Source organism: Hungatella hominis (genome assembly GCF_014288005.1).
In the GTDB taxonomy this organism is placed as follows: domain Bacteria; phylum Bacillota; class Clostridia; order Lachnospirales; family Lachnospiraceae; genus Hungatella; species Hungatella effluvii.
The window spans coordinates 354,794-371,812 of sequence record NZ_JACOPB010000004.1; the positions used below are offsets into that span (position 1 = coordinate 354,794).

Annotated in this window: 13 protein-coding genes; 1 reads left to right on the top strand and 12 read right to left on the bottom strand. The window is 50.6% G+C overall.

The window, feature by feature from the left end:
• Positions 1–24: 24 nt before the first annotated feature.
• A complete protein-coding gene (locus H8S75_RS12095; RefSeq protein WP_187021854.1) occupies positions 25–1,197 on the bottom strand; it encodes a Gfo/Idh/MocA family protein in 1,173 nt (390 codons plus the stop codon).
• Positions 1,198–1,212: 15 nt separating this feature from the next.
• On the bottom strand, positions 1,213–1,971 hold the full coding sequence (locus H8S75_RS12100) for a sugar phosphate isomerase/epimerase family protein (protein WP_187021855.1): 759 nt from the start codon (positions 1,969–1,971) through the stop codon (positions 1,213–1,215).
• A gap of 169 nt (positions 1,972–2,140) precedes the next feature.
• Here H8S75_RS12100 and H8S75_RS12105 point away from each other — a divergent pair, with 169 nt between their 5' ends.
• The gene (locus H8S75_RS12105; RefSeq protein ID WP_243270247.1) at positions 2,141–2,995 is read left to right on the top strand and encodes a helix-turn-helix domain-containing protein; all 855 of its coding nucleotides are present in this window, start codon (positions 2,141–2,143) and stop codon (positions 2,993–2,995) included.
• Between the two features lie 130 nt (positions 2,996–3,125).
• Here the strand turns inward: H8S75_RS12105 and H8S75_RS12110 are convergent, their stop codons facing one another.
• The 10 genes from H8S75_RS12110 to H8S75_RS12155 form a co-directional block, all read right to left on the bottom strand.
• Positions 3,126–3,983 carry a class I SAM-dependent methyltransferase gene (locus tag H8S75_RS12110; RefSeq protein WP_187021856.1) on the bottom strand — a complete coding sequence of 286 codons (858 nt, stop codon included), beginning with the start codon at positions 3,981–3,983 and terminating at the stop codon, positions 3,126–3,128.
• Positions 3,984–4,111: 128 nt separating this feature from the next.
• On the bottom strand, positions 4,112–5,728 hold the full coding sequence (locus tag H8S75_RS12115) for a sulfatase family protein (RefSeq protein ID WP_187021857.1): 1,617 nt from the start codon (positions 5,726–5,728) through the stop codon (positions 4,112–4,114).
• Positions 5,697–7,247 (bottom strand): sulfatase family protein, encoded by a 1,551-nt coding sequence (locus tag H8S75_RS12120; protein ID WP_187021858.1) that lies wholly within the window; start codon positions 7,245–7,247, stop codon positions 5,697–5,699. The genes H8S75_RS12115 and H8S75_RS12120 overlap by 32 nt, the downstream gene beginning before the upstream one ends.
• Before the next feature lie 32 nt (positions 7,248–7,279).
• Entirely contained in the window at positions 7,280–8,677 is a 1,398-nt protein-coding gene (locus tag H8S75_RS12125; RefSeq protein WP_187021859.1) for a family 43 glycosylhydrolase, read from the bottom strand.
• Positions 8,661–10,202: a sulfatase gene (locus H8S75_RS12130; RefSeq protein ID WP_187021860.1), complete on the bottom strand. Its 1,542-nt coding sequence runs from the start codon at positions 10,200–10,202 to the stop codon at positions 8,661–8,663. Before H8S75_RS12130 ends, H8S75_RS12125 begins: the two co-directional genes overlap by 17 nt.
• Before the next feature lie 14 nt (positions 10,203–10,216).
• Entirely contained in the window at positions 10,217–11,236 is a 1,020-nt protein-coding gene (locus H8S75_RS12135; RefSeq protein ID WP_187021861.1) for an ABC transporter permease subunit, read from the bottom strand.
• A gap of 21 nt (positions 11,237–11,257) precedes the next feature.
• The gene (locus H8S75_RS12140; protein ID WP_187021862.1) at positions 11,258–12,568 is read right to left on the bottom strand and encodes an S-layer protein; all 1,311 of its coding nucleotides are present in this window, start codon (positions 12,566–12,568) and stop codon (positions 11,258–11,260) included.
• A 139-nt stretch (positions 12,569–12,707) separates the two neighbouring features.
• Positions 12,708–13,712, bottom strand: a complete 1,005-nt coding sequence (locus H8S75_RS12145) for an ABC transporter permease (protein ID WP_187021863.1) — start codon at positions 13,710–13,712, stop codon at positions 12,708–12,710.
• Between the two features lie 13 nt (positions 13,713–13,725).
• Positions 13,726–15,234 carry a sugar ABC transporter ATP-binding protein gene (locus H8S75_RS12150; protein ID WP_187021864.1) on the bottom strand — a complete coding sequence of 503 codons (1,509 nt, stop codon included), beginning with the start codon at positions 15,232–15,234 and terminating at the stop codon, positions 13,726–13,728.
• Positions 15,235–15,435: 201 nt separating this feature from the next.
• Positions 15,436–17,013 carry a helix-turn-helix domain-containing protein gene (locus H8S75_RS12155; RefSeq protein ID WP_187021865.1) on the bottom strand — a complete coding sequence of 526 codons (1,578 nt, stop codon included), beginning with the start codon at positions 17,011–17,013 and terminating at the stop codon, positions 15,436–15,438.
• Between the last annotated feature and the right edge of the window lie 6 nt (positions 17,014–17,019).

A 17,019-nucleotide genomic window follows, 5' to 3' on the forward strand; every position in this document is an offset into this window, starting at 1 on the left:
ACTTTCCTCTTTATCTTCCCTCTTTTAAGCCTTTCCACTCCCATAGGACCCCTTTGTATTGAAGGTTATCTCATTCACATGTTCCTTTTTCCGGGAAGCGGCTCTCTTCTTATTCAGTTCCTCCAGGAACAGCTCTTCGTCGAAGGGAATCTCCACCGGGCGTTTCAGCCAGCTGGATAAATGCATGGCATTAGAGAGTGTTAATCCGTTAATTCCTTCCTCTCCCCCCGCAATCAGCGGTTCTCCTCTTAAAATGGTTCCTGCAAATGCCCTCAGGACTCCCACATGCTGAAGATTTTCTCCGTCTGTCTCCACGTCGATCCATCTTCCCTCAGGCTTCTTAAAGCCTTCCGTGGCGGTATAGCAGTATTCTCTCTCATTGACATCCAGTTCGTAAACCTTAATCTCCTCATTTTCGCAGACGATCTTTGCCTTTTCTAAATCCACCTCAAACCGGTTGGTTCCGGGCGCATCTCCCGTTGTCGTCACAAATACGCCGGTTGCTCCGTTCGGATACTCCAGATACGCCGTCACATCGTCTTCCACCTCGATATCATGCCATTTGCCCTCGTGGCAGAAGGCCTGAACCGACTTCGGCATGCCGCAGATCCACTGAATCAAATCCAGATTGTGAGGACACTGGTTTAAAAGGACACCGCCGCCCTCGCCGTCCCAGGTAGCGCGCCATCCGCCGGAATTGTAGTACGCCTGGGTTCTGTACCAGTCTGTGATGATCCAGTTGACACGCTTGATAGCCCCGTACTGGCCGCCGTTCACCAGCTCATGCATCTTCCGGTAGATGTGGTTCGTCCTCTGATTGAACATCATTCCAAATACCAGATCGTGCTTTGCAGCTTCCTCGTTCATCTCCCGCACCTGCTTCGTATACACGCCCGCCGGTTTTTCACACATGGCATGAAATCCCCGTTTTAAAGCTTCCATCACATACTTCGGATGGTCGTAGTGTGGAATCGCCACCAGAACGGCGTCCATGTCCGGATAATCCAACAGCTCCTCCGCCGTTACAAAAATCTTCACATTCTCCGGAAGAGTCTCCTCTGCCCATTGACGTCTTGATTCCCGCAGGTCAGCAACCGCCGCCAGCTCTATCTCCGGCACTTTCCCATCTAAAATACTCTCCACATGGCCGCTTCCCATGTTACCAATCCCGATTATTCCCAGCCTTACTTTATTCATGATCCTATCCTCCTTCTACCTGTATCCCAATTCCGCAAGATTCCGATAACTCTTTTCGAGGCAGACAAATGGATTCTCCAGACACGTATCCTGTTCCACCAATGCGTATTCACAGTCAGTCTTCTTAAGCGCCTCTAAAATAGCGGGGAAATTCATGTTTCCTTCCATCACCGGAGCCATGACCTCCTGCCCGTTCACGATACCTCTGTCCTTTAAGTGAACGCAGGGAATCCGGTCGGCCAGACGCCCGATCCACTGGCACACATCACCGCCCGCCGTCTGTACCCAGTACGTATCCAGCGTAATTCCAAGCTCATCAGGGGCAAATGCGTCCAGCAGATAATCCATCAGATACGTTCCCCCTGTCTTCTCAAACTCAAACGCATGATTGTGGTACATGAGGCGCATTCCCGCCTCCTTAATCATACGGGCCGGTTCCTTAAAATCAACTGCAAAACGTCTGATCCAGTCCGGGTTCCGGTATTTCTCCGGCATCGATCCGATACCGATATACTTACATCCCATCACCTCGTGGTCGCGGATCAGCTGCTCCGTATCCTTCTGTATCCTGTTTAAATCGCTGTGGGTCAGCACGATCTTCAGTCCCATCTCGTCGGCAATTTCCCTTGCAATCTGCGGGGTGATCTCGCTGCCTGTGGCCGACAGCTGTACCGTCTCATATCCGATCTCCGCAACCCGTCTCATGGTCTCCCGAAAATCCGGCGCCGTCTGTGTAAACAGCCTGACCGTATAAAGCTGTGCTCCTGTCTTCATAAATCATTACCTCCTGCATTCATTTCTGTTACCTCTATCATAGCGCTCTTCCCGTAAAAAATGGATTGGTAATGATGAAATAAAGTTTGCAAATATAGCCCTCCCTGATATACAATAGAAGCAGCCTGCATCGTTTTTGCTTATGCGCACATTTAGGAGGAACTGCTTCATGATCTACGAATCCGCCCCGGCCCCCGTGTCGGGAAAAGTAAATTTTACCACCAGTCATATGAAAAGCGATACCTTTGAAGTCCATTACCACTCCTGCTATGAGATCTACTATTTTCTAAAGGGAGACGCCGATTATGTGGTGGAGGGCCGTGAGTACCATCTGACTCCCCACAGTCTGATTCTGCTGTCCCCCTACGTTTTTCACGGAGTGAGGGTGAATTCCACGACGGATTACGTCCGCTGTTCGGTCCATTTTTCGCCGGAATCGGTCATTGCAGAGCGGCGTGTCCTTCTGCTGTCCTCATTTCCGGGAAATAAAAAAAGCGGACCAGGAGAAGTGTTCTACGAGCATACGGAAGAATATGGTCTTCACGCCTATTTTGAACACTTAATCTGGTCCCAGAAACAGCCTGCTGCCTTAAGCGGCGCCTATTATGCCATGTTCTTAGAAGCGCTCCTGGCTGAGATTTCCTTGATGTGCCAGACCCTGCGCCCCTCTACGCCTGACAGCAGCGCCTCCGGCACCATAACAGATATCATACGCTATTTAAATGAGCACTTAACCGAGCCCGTCACGCTCGACGAACTGTCCGGCCGCTTTTTCATCAGCAAATACTATATGAATCGCGCATTTAAAAAGGCTACCGGCACCACAGTCATGGATTACTTAATCTACAAGCGCGTCGTCATGGCCAGACAGCTTATGCTCAACGGCTTCACGGCGGCTGACGCGGCCAATGAGACGGGCTTTGGAGACTATTCAACCTTTTACCGTGCCTATAAAAAGGTGATGGGATGCCGCCCCGGAGCGGACAGGACCGGAAAACGTCCCCGAATCCCCATGAAACAGTGAAAAAAGTGCAGGGAACCGATATTTAACCGGTCCTCTGCACTTTCTTCTATTCGTTCCCGCACAGCTTCCATCTTATCCGCATCCACTTTTTTGATGTCAAAATAGTCGGCCGGGTAGAGTATGGTTATTTTCATGGTTGTATGGTTCCCTCCCTCCGCTTCACAGATACCGCACAGATGGTATCCGCATTTCCCGTGTATGGTCTGCCTGCTGCATCATCAAAAAATACAATATCTTCAAAGCCAGCATCCCGCAGTTCTTTCTCCATGGACTCCACGGTATAGATCTGATTCCAGTTATTATAGCACTGACACGCGTCTTCCGTTACGATCACATACTGTTCAACATAGTTATTCGTCTCCGGATACTGATAATTCCGCTGGATACAGACATGGGGCTTTCCGGACCAGAATCCCTGCTCCAGATACTCTATGGATTCCATTTCCCTCAGTTTTTCCCTGTACTTCTCTGAATCCCCATCCAGAATGAAAATTCCGTCTTTCTTCAGGGCTCCATATACGTTCTTTAAAAGTACTTTCCTGTTATCCGGGGGAAGCACGCCATAATCGCAGTATATCAGAACGGCTGCATCGAATTCCTCCCGGTAATCCATTTCCAGATAATTTTTATAATGATATCCGATCGGAAGCCTCTCCGCCTCCGCGTGTTCCCTGGCATATTCGATGGACCGCCTGGAATAGTCCAGCGCTGTGACCCGGAAGCCCTCTTTACAGAATCTCTCCGCATAGAGGCCGGGGCCGCAGCCTAAGTCCAGCAGCCTCATATCCGGCCTGGCCTTACAATATTGTGCGATCCATTTCGCTGACTGTTCTATAAAATCATGGTGCCTGGAAGCCGCGTCGATCTCCGGATCGAGATGCGCCTTCAGCATATACTCCGAAATATGTTCGTCATCCCAGAACGGAGCGGAGCTGGGCGCATAGAGAGATGGTTTTTCCTTTAAATAGTTGATGAATTTGCTGTACATAGGAACCTCCGTGTAGGTTGTCATTTTCTGTTATGATAGATACTTTTTTAGTATACCTTTTTTCCTGTGGAGGAAGCAACCCTATGTTGAAGGCAGAACCATTCTTTCGCTGCGGTTTTAGTGACTGATCAGGTTCTTCTGGCCGCCTCCTCACAGTATTTTCTAATCTCGAACAGGGTCCCTTCCCGGTTCTCTATCATCCGTTCCACTTCCGCCTTATACTCCGGCGGACAGATATTCTTAACCGCCTGCCTGATCATTTCTTTGGAATGGCGGTCGTCCTTTTCGAATGGAACCACATCGCAGGTCTTCTGGTACCAGTCCAGCAGCAGTTCTTTCATTTCCATGATTATTTCTGCATACTCCTTCACATGAATCCGGTTCATCCTCTCCTGCGGATCCAGCCGCAGATCATAGAATTCGTCATCCTCGTAAATACGGCGTATATATTTATACTGCTCAGTCCGTATCATCGCGGCTTTTCCATGAATGACAGAATCCGTCTGCAGCTTTTGCCTTGGATAGTATTCCCCCATCACGGTCGGCAGATTTATATCATCATGAAATTCGTCACAGTGTATCTCGTCCTCATTTCTGCCTCCCTCGCTGCACACGTAGTCCCGGACCTTCACGCTGCGGTCCGCCAGATTACTCTGAAGCTTTCTTCCGAACTGGCTGTGATCCGGAGCTACATCGGCAAACGCCATGGCGGTCCGGTAGAAATCCACCAATTCCACCATCTGGTCACTGATTCCTGCATCCACGCCGAAGTCCTTTGGAGGCTTGATTAACAGCGGCACCCTGACGAGACAGTCTTCCATCATATTCTGAGCCTTTTCCACGATCCCGTAATCTCCTGTGTAATCCCCGTGGTCACTCAGGAAAAAAATGGCCGTGTCCTCATAGATTCCCGCCTCCTTCAGCCCATCACACAGCCGCTTAAACTGTGCATCTATCTTACTGCACATGCCGTAATACACGCCTCGCAGTTCCTTATAGTCTTCTTCCGTAAAATCCTGCATTCCCAGTTCCTCACGGATTCTCCTGTAAAATAACGGCTTTTTATCCCCGGGAACCACCTCTGCAATTCTTGGCATAACCTTCTCTCTGTCGATCCGTGAATAATAGGGTTCCTCCACCCGGTAGGGCGGATGGGGATAGATAAGTCCCAGAAATATGCAGAGCGGCCGGTCATCTGCCGGTGATTTCAAACGGTCGATGGCCGCATCTACCGCCTCGTCATCAGGGGTATAGTTAAGCCCACGCTCATCGGTCGCCAGTTCCCCCTTATAATGGGAATAAAAATACTTACTTCCCGGTTTTCCCCGAAGTCCCGGGTTTACCGGCCCTGGTGCGGGAGGAACATTACCTCCATAAAAGATTTCGGTGGCGTGCCTGGAAAAGATATCATCATCCTGCCCAGGAAGCAGATCGTTTCTGGTGTTCATCCAGACGTAATAGCCGGCCTCCTTCAACTCGCTGAGCAGAGAACTCTCGTGGCGGTGCAGCATATGACGCATGGTCCTGTGTCCGTGTACATGGGGATACAATCCGGTAAAAAAACTGCATCTGCTCGGCGTGCACACCGGATTCTGACAAAAGGCATAGCGATAGCTCACAGCGTCTTCTCTGATCATTTCATCCAGAAAGGGCGTTTCCGCACCAGGATTTACCCCCATATGGCCCAATGCATCATAACGCATCTGGTCGGGATTAAAGATGACTATGTTCGGCCGCTTTTTCACGTTCCTTTCCTCCTTCTTCTGCATTTTTCATTTCCCAATACCGTCTGAATTTCTCCGGCATGGGCTGATTCGTGGAAAGATACTGCTTTGGAAGCTGCGTAACGGAGCGCGGCGGTATCCATGTTTCGCTGGAAACCCACGATTCTTGTCCCTGAAACTGCGCTACAATCTGATATCCGTCCTCACGAATATTCTTCTCTTCCACGATCCTGACGGCGCAGACGTTATGGAAGGCAGCTTCGCGAAGTTCGTCAGCAGCCTCCGGGAACTCTGTAATCCGGTTATAAAGTTCCCACGGATCACTGTCCGGGCAGATAAGCAGTTCCTCCTCCGGATGGCTGACATAGGAGATCAGTTTCCACTTTCCCTGACGAATCATACGCCCATAATCCGTTCCCCTGCCATAAGGGAGATTAATCCATTCGGCAGTCACCGCGCGATCCTCACGTTCTTCCCCTCTTTCCAGTTCCGGAATCAGGCTGACCCCATCCTGAAACGGAAGCTCCCGTGCACCGGCCAGCTGACACACGGTCGGTGCTGCGTCCAGGAGACTGACCGGAGACCGCAACCGATTTCCAGCTAAGATCCCGTCTCCTGACACGATCATAGGGATCCGTACCGCCGCCTCATACAGAGACTGTTTCCCATAAAATCCCCGGTCACCGGCATGATCGCCATGATCTGACAGATAAAAGAAGATTCCCCGTTTCCCATGCCGGGAGAGATAAGTGTCCCATGCCGATTTAACCTGTCCCAGGCAGTGATCTTCGAATTCTATCAGGCCCCAGTAAGCAGCACGGACGCCCTTAACCAGCTCCGGCGTTGTATCGCGAAGACGCCCGGCATCCTGCGCAGAGGCCATAATATCCAGTGTTGGCGGCAAATCCGTACGCATTCTGTACTTATCGTACAGCTCTGTAGGTGCAATATAGGGAAAATGAGGGGCATACGTTCCCACAACAACACACTGCGGTTTTTTGTGAGGCTGGGATAAGTAGGTTTCCGCTTCCCTTATCACATAACGGTCGTATTCCTGCACCGGAGAATTGCCCCCTCCGACGGCGTGAATACAGCCGCCCTCCGTCATGACTGGAGCCATCGGCCCCATTCGTTCCCAATACGGAGCCATTGGCCCTATCGAGACAGGTGTGATGTCCCCTGCAATCCGCTTCGTGAATCCGTGGCGCTGGTCCTCCCCTTCAAAATGCATTCTCCCGCACAGAACGGTTTCATAGCCGGCCAGAGCCAGGAGGTGAAGAAACGTAGGCATTTCCGAAGGGATCGAACCGCGGTTCGTATAAACGCCGGTGTGAACGGGAAGCCGCCCTGTCAGAAAAGACATGCGCGCAGGAACACAGAGCGGACACGACGTATAGGCATTTTTAAACATCGTTCCCTCAGATGCCAGTGCATCCAGATTGGGAGTCTCCACCACCGGATGTCCCGCACATCCCATGACTCTGCCGTCGTGCTGATCGCTTAAATAAATCAGAATATCCGGTTGTGTTGATTGGTTCATAGTCCGGTCTCCTTTCACAGCTCTGTGCGACTTCACTGGAAAAATGTAAAAGAGAGCATCTCCATGTGCCCCGCCCCCTGATATACGAAGTACAGTTCACGTTCCTCTGTAAACCGGACCTCTGTTTCCGCATCCGTCCAGTCCTCCGCAGGAAGGATCGAAATGCTGAATTTCTGTTCTCTTTCCGTGCCAATCAGAAGCGTTCCCGTCGCATGGCCGCGATATGTGACACGGATACCCGCTGCAGTTCTTAACTCGATATACTTATATCCGATCCGTGTCCCGTCCTTTATGCCTGTAAGAAAGTGCTCGCCGCCCATGTCCGTAATATTGGGAAAATCCGCTGCCTCATTTCCCCTTCCCCTAGACGGCATCATCGGCATATGGCCGTCCGTCAGATTGCAGCAGATCACTGCCGGATACGTCCCCTGTCCTGCCAGAGGACCGTTGTTTAATCCGCTGCTTGTGATGGTAACCTGCTCAATCCGCCCATTTTCATCTAAGAATACCGGCTCCGCACAGCCCTGCCGGTTATAGGCATTGGTATGGGTGTGGCGGTGATAGAAGATATACCATTGATCCTTTACACAGACCAGTCCTCCGTGGTTATTTCCTATCGCCATCAGCCGGTCTTCCGTTTTTCGTCCCTCATAGCCGATATCCCCATTGCTGACGATGACTCCGCCGAACAGAAAGCCTCCCATGGGATCTCTGCTTACCGCATAACAGAGTTCATGTGCGTGGACCGAGGAATAGACCAGATAGTAGAGCTCTCCGATTTTCCGAATGGAGGGCGCTTCAAAATACTCGTGTCCCTCGAATGAGGTTCCGATTCCATATTCGGAACTGGGAAGCACTACATACGGTCCCCGCTTCACGGTCCGCATGTCGGCCTCCAGCTCGACGACGCTCCCTCCCGGCATCTCTGCTCCCCTGTATTTTGGAATATGCAGGGTTGTCGGCGCAAAGCCATAATAAAGATACACCTTACCGTCCTCAACCAGAACGGCGGGATCGTAAGGAAGATTCTCACTTAACTGCCTGCCATCGGGGTATGCTGCCTTCCCGTAGTATTCATACCGCCCCGCCGGTGTATCGCAGACTGCTACGGAGATGAAGTCACAGAATTTCAGGCAGTAATAGAGATAATACCTTCCATCCGGTCCCATACAGACATCCGGCGCATAAAGGCATAAACTGCCATCCGGATTATCCGGATCCTGGTCCTTTTTGTAAATAACGCCCTCATACCGCCACTCCGTAAGGTCACAGGCATCGGCGGAGTAGCAGACATAGTCCAGTTCGCAGAATTCATCGCCATTTTCCCGGTCATGAGAGCCATATAGGTACATCCGGCCGCCGAATACGTGAGGTTCTCCATCTGGTATATACTCACATAGAGGCAAATACGGATTACAAATCTGTTTCATAGACTGCTTCCTCCTTCTTCCCCGGAATATAATCCAGTCCGAACCGTTTGTATAAATACTTCGGCGCGTCGTTGTCCTTTAACAGACCGATCAGCGCCCTTTCCATTCTTCCTTCTGTCTCTGCGTCCCGAAACGGCTTCTGCTGGCCGGGATCTGACTGCAGATCGAACAGAATATCGTGTTCCAGCTTCCCCGGATTGCGGGTTGGCATAACCGGTATCTCCATGACCCTGCAGCCTCTGGTAAAGGAAAAGCCTTCGTGCAGGCGCATTTCCCGCAGCTCGTCGTGGCTGAACATGCCCACCATATGGGCCGGCATCAGGGTATATTCCAGAGCTTTCTCCTCCGGATTTCTCACAGCCCGCATATAAACGGTCTTTCCATCTGTTACACAGACCGGACCTCCATGTACCCCGTACATTCCGTATTGGCGAACCGCTGCATCCAATTCTATCACCGGGCCCAGCGCCTTCCCCTTCATCCGCTCCGGAACAGGCAGTCCGAAAAATTCCAGGATTGTCGGCGCCAGATCAATGGTCTGCACCAATGACGTTCTGTGCTTCCCCGCCGTTTTATACCGCGGATCCCAGATAAACAGCGGAGTATGCACCACTTCGTTGTATTCCAGCGTGTTGTTTTTCGCCCACCAGCCATGCTCTCCCAGAAGAAAACCGTGGTCAGTATTCACGATGAGCATGGTATCCTTCCACATATCGTATCGATCCATCCGATCTAAAATCCGGCCCAGACTCCTGTCACAGAACTGAGCAAGTGCGTAATACTTTTTCTGCATCTGTTTTATGGTTTCCGGGTCTTCATGCGCCTCAGCATAGGGAGGCCAGTCCGGAACAAACGGACGGTCCGGATCGAACAAGGCGGCCTGATACGGTTCCGGGGAGTCGAACGGTTCATGGGGATCAAAGGTTTCAATCTGGACATACCAGTTGTCACAATTGATGTTATCCTCAATGAAACGGATTCCTCCGTCAAACGTCAGTGTCTGGGGATACTCCTCCTCATTTCTCATCCGGGTCCGGTTGGCCATATTCTGCCAGCCGCTTATCTTTCTGATATTCTGAAGCCGTTTCGGCTGAGACTCCGGGCTTAAAAGAACCGGTGCAAATTCCGGTTCTTGCTTCGAACAATATCCCACCCATGCATCGGATTCCTGTCCTCTGTAGCATTCCCATGTAGAAAAACGCGGGTGATAGGTAGCGCCCCCATCCTCCATATAATGGTAATGGTCTGTGGAAAGATGGGAGTGAATCCCCGCCTTTTTAAGCATCTCCGGCATGGAATCATCAAACGGCTCCATTGGTCCCCAGCTTCTGTGCAGGAAATTGGCCCTTCCAGTGTGCAGCTCTCTTCTGGCCGGCATACAGGGCAGACTGCACACGTAGCTGTTGTCAAACATGACCGTATGCCGGGCCAGCCTTTCAAAATTCGGCATCGAAACCTTTTTCTCTCCAAAACAGGGAATTATGTCCCGCCTCAGAGAATCATACATAACCATAATCGCTCTCATGATAATGTCTCCTATTAAACCGCCTGTCTGGTCTGCTGCGCCAGCCTGATCCGTTCCCGCTTCTTCTTCGCATAGGAGAACTTATCCACGTTCATCCGGTAAATCATGAAGATCAGAAAAAGGGAATAGACAATGATATTCTGCACGCTTCCTTCCATGGAAAGCTTCGACAGTCCCAGAATCAGCAGCCTTACACTGACTGCCCCCGACAGCACGCCGAGAATTGGGTTGCCGACGTAAGTTCCGATGAACACGCCGAGGAACAGCGGGAACATATTGCTGAATACACTACCATTGCTGCTCATACCCAGTACCGGTGTCAGAGACCCCTTGTACGCCGTATCAAAAACTCCGGCGCAGGCTACCAGCGCGCCTGCCAGCGTATAGCAGATGACGCAGTTCACAAAGATATTGATTCCCGCATCCGACGCCAGCTTCTGGTCGCCCTGAATTGCCCGTCTCTTATAGCCAAAGCTGCTGTACTGAAACAGAAATGTCATAATGAGCAGCAGTGCCGCAGCAACCGTCAGAATAAAGGTTACATTTGACAGTATGGATACCCCCGATTTTCCGTATATCATCAGACCCTGCTGATTGTAAGCGCCAAAGGAAAAGCATTCGAAAATCAGAGTCATGCCGATTCCCAGTACCATGGGAAGAATTCTTAAATTTACAAATAACAGTCCCACCAGAAGTCCGCACAGAGCGCCCACCGCCATACTGAGCACGAGGATCCCGACTCCGCCCAAATGAAGCTGCAGCGCCAGATTACCGCCGAATACGCACCCCATATACATCTGTGCTCCCGCTGATAAATCCATGCGGCCGGACAGAAGATTGCAGTTTAAGGCCAGGGCGAAGCAATAGCATGTGAGTCCCGTCCGAAGCAGTGTCTTTAAATCCGTGATTGTACTGACCGTCCTGGTACCGGCGATGCTTAAGTCCAGCACATTCATAACAACAAACACAATAAGTGGAAGACTGATCAGCTGTATTATATTTTTTATCCGATATTCCAGAGTCTTCTGTTTCATCCTACTCTCCTTCAATCCCCATTATTTACCCAGGCGCTCCAGCGTACTCTCATACGTCATGCCATTATAAACCGCCTGTACATCGTCCGCAGTCAGGTCCGGATTCATGATGCCCAGACACTGATTAATCATGCTCTCATCCATGATCCATTTATCTCCGCCCTTTACGTCCCAATTGGCGCAAGTATTGATCTGATCGAGCGTGTCAAGGGACCACATGCGGAAGCTTAAAGTCCTCTTTTCATTTTCACTGCTGTCATTTAAAGCGGCATAGCCGGTCAATGCATTATAGACGGATATAAATCCCATGCTGCTTGTGAGACTGGTGGATTTCAAAGCAGCCATATTCAGAGAAGAATTCCCGAACTTATCCTGTGTGTTAAACGCATTGATCAGCGATTCAGACATCGACGCGATCGAAGCCACCTTAATATCCTTGTCAAAGTTCTTTTCCACCTCGTCCACTACAACCGCGGTCTGCGCATAGCTCTGTCCGGAATGGATCAATACGCCGTATTTGCCGGTCTGAAGCGCCGCGCTGACTCCTTCCAGCCATCCTTCCATGCCGCTGGGGCTTCCCGGATAGATGTAAATGTTGATTCCCTTGTCGTTGGCAACCTCGATCGGAGCAGACGTCTTTGCCAGGTTTTCCACCGTATCTTCAAAGGTCAGATTATATTTGCTCTGCAGAGCCGACAATGCAGCAATCGCCGTCTCGAGATGCTGAATATTCCCGGAAAATGCCAGTGAAGAGGTAATCATAAAGCCCTCGCTCCCATCGTCAGAAGCATTGCTTGAGAGCCAGTCCCGGAAGAGTTGTCCGACATGCTCATTGTCGGCGCCGAAGCTTCCCTGGAAGGTCTCATAGCCGCCTTCAAACGCACCGTCAACCTCTGGTATTCTCGCCGTGTTAATCACATACTGCATTCCGTACTCCTCACAGACCTGCGCCATCTGATTGGCGTCCACCGAACGGTAGGAAATGATGGCGTCGCAGCCCGCGTCTGCACAGCCCTCGATAAAGGTCAGCTCATCATCCGTGTCCTTACACTGCTCTGAAAATACGAATTCCACGTTATAGCGCGACGCCAGATAATTTTCATAATAATCGCGGCGGATCACGACCTCATCGATGGCCTGCGGTTCACATACACCGATCTTAAACTTCTTGAAGTCCTGAGGAGTCTTTGCTCCGCCTTCTGCCAAAGAGGCTCCTGTCGCAGGCGCCGTTGTCTGTGCTGCCGTCTCCACGGAGCTTTCCTTCCCGGAACATGCGGTAAGCCCTAACACCATCGCCGCACAAAGTAATACTGCTGTTAATCTCTTTTTCATCTTTCTTCTCCTTCTCCATTTCGCGAATCCTGGACTCGCGTTTTTTTATCGTTACGAGCACTTGGCGCCTGTCTTTTTAGGCGCTTACGTGCGATACATGTAAAACAGTTGGCGCGGTCCTTTCGAGCCTTACTGTTTTTTATACCTGCTGTCTGGTCGGCAGTGTGGACGGCCGTTCAGAGTTTAAAAATACAAGAAGCAAAAATACGATCCCCCGGACTCCCTGTATGGCTGTCGAAGATACGCCTGTCATGAGAAGTCCCTTATTTAAAGCCGATACCGTGAGCGCCCCCATCAGCCCCGCGTAGGCGTTGGACCTTGCTCCGCCAAAGATAGACATGCCTCCAAGGACTGTAGCCAGCATCACATCCATGCCCATACCGCTTCCCACCTCCGTACTGACTGATCCGGTCCGGATGATCGTAAAGATCGAGGCCACACCGACTCCGATGCCCGCCATGAAGAAGCTGACATAGGTCGATCTCTTCGCGCTGATTCCCGTCTGATCCGCACAGTTTGGATTTCCGCCTACGAAACGCAGCCGCCTTCCAACCGGAGTGAAATGGTATACGATAATACAGAGTATAAAATATCCCAGAAACATTGCATACCGGAATCCGGCATTTTCCAGCATTTTACAGACACTGTAATCTACTTTCAGGGAATCCGGTCCCAGTATTTCGCTGACAATCGCACTGTACAGCTGGATCATCACAATGGCTACTGTAACCGTTTTTATCTGAAACACCACGCTGAGCGTACAATTAAATACCATCAGAATAATGCCGACGGCAACAGCGGTTACCACCATAAGGGCGATATTTCCCGTCCTGTTATAAATCAGCGCGCCGATGGTAGCCGCCAGCGCCATGGAGTTCCCCACGGAAATATCCAGGTTCCCCGTCGTATAGATAAAGGACACCGCGGTGGCCATCGTACCGATGATGAGTGCCTGATTAAAAATTCCTATCAACACGTTTCTGCCAAAAAAGGCCCCCTTCGTGACGCCCCCGAATAAGGCGACGATCAGCACCAGGATGATAACAGAAAACACCAGAGAAAAGGAAGGTTTGTTTTTAATTATTGAAATCCTGTCCCCCGCCTTCAGCTTCGGAACATCCTTTTGAACAGCAAGTTCAGCCATCTCTTCCACCTCCCTAAATCATGCACCCGATCAGTTTGTGCTGATCGTAGCCGTCTTTTCGATAAAATTCTCCGTTGACCTTTCCATCTCTGATAACCAGCAGCCGGTCTGACATGCCGATCAGCTCCGGCATCTCCTCGCTGATCATGATAATGGATTTTCCTTTCTGCTTCATCTGGTAAATCAACTGATACATGGCCGCCTTCACTCCAATATCTACGCCTCTGGTGGGGCAGTCCAGAATCAGGATATCCGCTTCATCCGCTATCCATTTTCCGAATACCACCTTCTGCTTGTTTCCTCCGGAAAGCGCCTTCACCGGCTGCAGCATATTGACACACTTGATTGCCAGCGAATCAACCTGGAGCTTCGCATACCGTCTTTCCTTCCGGAAGGAAAGAAACGGTCCGAACAGCCGGTTCTTATCGAGACCCGTGCTTTGTATATTGGCCGCTATGGATGCGTTAAGTTCCAGGGACTCCGTATCTCTGTTCTTTGACACGTATCCCATCTTGTTCTTAAAGGCCGTCTGCGCGTTTTTCACCACAGTCCCTGTCTTCGTGAGAACTACCTGTCCATCTACCACCTCTTCCAGTCCGTAAAGCGCCTTTCCAAGTTCGTGCATACCACATTCCGACAGACCTCCAATGCCCAGAATCTCTCCCTGATGAAGCTCTAAGTCGAAACAGAGCAGCGCATTCATGGTGGTGATACAGTCTGCCTTCAGCACCACTTCGCTGCTGTATTCATCCTTGTCTACCCGGTAGTAGTTTCCTTTGATTTCCCGTCCCACCATCTTGTGTTTGATGTCATTGCTGTCAAAATCCTTCTTCTCCATGTTGTCAATGATCACGCCATCCCGCAGAATTGTCAGCGTATCGCAGTGTTCCATAAGCTCTTCCAGATCATGGCTGATGAAGACGACCGCCCGGTTCTCGTTTGCCGCCCGGTGCATCAGATTATAAAGAATGGTTCTTCCGCTCTGCGACAGCGCCGTGGTCGTCTCGTCTACCACAAACAGGTCCGGATTATTGTACATGGTCCCGGCAATCTCGATCAGCTTCCTGTCCTGCATGTCATACACTCTGGTCGGCAGCGCCGGATTTATGGTCGTCACCCCTATTTTCTCCAGTGCTTTGGCCGCCTCCGCGTTCATTTTCGCCTTGTTCATGAAGATGCCGTTCTTAAACGCCTCATAATTTCCCAGAAAGATATTCTCTGCCACGGTAATGTTCTCAATCGTCCCTGCTTCCTGCACTATCATGCCGATTCCCTGTTTCACCGCTTCCAGGCTGGTAGACGGTTTCCACGGCTTTCCTTTATAAAACATTTCCCCGCTGGTAGCCGGCTGAATGCCTGCGATAATGGAAGAAACTGTAGATTTTCCCGAGCCGTTTTCCCCAATCAGCCCCCGAATCTCACCGCGTCTGATGGTGATATCCACATGATTTAAAGCCACGGTTACTCCGAAGTTTTTGCACATGTCCTTTACTTCCACCAGCACTTCGCCTTTCTCGTGCATATTTCCTTCTCCTTCCTCCCCCGCTATGAGCACTCCTGCCCGGAGCACCCCACCGGATCTTTGATAGTCCTCATTATATCGGAATTTATTCCCTTCTGCCGCACAATTAACGGCCGTTTATAGTCAAAAAACGACTTCTGCGTAAAAAAAGAACAGCCGGTTTTGCAAAAAACTTCGGCTGTTGTTCTTTTTCAGACTTTTTCACCTGTCGCGCTCTTCCTGCGGCGTGTGTCCCATCACTTTCTTATATGCTTTGGAAAAATGGCTGAAGTTGGAATATCCCACCTTGGCCGCCACGAAGCTGACCGGAAGGCTGGTGGTACGCAGAAGCGACTGGGCCGCCTTAATCTTCTGTTCAATTATGTACTCCTTCAGCGTCATTCCCGTTTCCTTCTTGAATGTCCGGGTTAAATAGTCCGGATTTAAATGCACCAGTTCCGCGATGGTTCCCCGCCTTAGCTCCTGCTCCAGATTTTCTGCCACATAGGCCATCACCGTCTGCACCAGCGCCTGGGCGTCATCCACCTCCTGCTCCGGATGACAGCAGGAGGTGACAAAGGAAAGCAGGCGTTTCATGGCATCTACGGATTTCATCCCATTGCGGTAGAGCTCCAGTTCTTCTGCTGTTTGAAAAAGCTCGCATACGTTTACGCCCTGTTTCCCAAATACGGTATACATCAGCTGCATATAATCCTGGTAAAAATAGAGCAGCGTCTTCTTATCCAGAATCCCCCGGTCCGCCAGGTCATCCAAAAGCTGAAACGCCTGCTCTTCGACTGCCTGCGGATATCCCTCCTCATACAGGGTCTCCCACTGTTTGACTGATACCAGACGGAATACATACTCCTTTTTCTCCTCCTTACCGGATTCAGGAAATACCCCCTGCTTCAGTGATACATTGTTCTCTTTCCGTTCTTTTAACTGCCGCCAGACTTCGCTCAAATCCGAGAGCGGCTTAAGCTCCGATAGATAGCAGGCGATCTGACACCGGAAAAACTGTCTGCATACACTGCTTAAAAACATAAACTGCCGGCTTAGGCTGTCCTGGGTAATTTCTTCATCCGAGGTGGACTGAATCACCAGCAGAAATACATTTTCCTCGATACAGGATAACGCCACCTTCTGGTCATTTGGCAGAAATATCTCATTGAGAATGTTATGAAGGCTCTGTTCCAGCAGGTAATTGTCCCAGTCCTCTTTCTTTCCCACCCACTTCACGATCTGAATCAGCACCGCATGCCCCTGTCCCGTAAAGTCAGGCAGAATACCCAGGCCGGACAGATTTTCAATGTCCAGGTAGTTGCTGTCTCCGTACAGGTAATTGCGGAGTGCATTGGACGTAATATTTTTCTGCTGGCGCGTGAACGCCTTTCCCTTATAGATGGCGTTCTCGTTCATCTGCTTCTGTTTTACCGCTTCCATCGCCTTCTTCACAGTGGCCGCAATGGTAGGATACAGAGCCGGCTGCACTACATAATCAAACGCTCCCAGGCGGATCCCCTCCCTTGCGTAATCAAATTCCGCATGGCTCGTCAACAGGATACACAGGGTTTTCATCTTCTTTTCCTTAACCCAGGCCAGGAGCTGTAAGCCGTTTTCCACCGGCATCTCGATATCGCACAGCATAATATCAATGGGCCGGCTGTTTAAGATTTCTCTCGCCTCCAGGGCATTATAGGCTGCAAATACTTCGTCAATCTGCAGTTCCTCCCATGCGATCCCTTTTTTAAGGCCCTCGCTGACCGAAGGCTGGTCATCGACAATCAGCAGTTTCATCATTCGTTC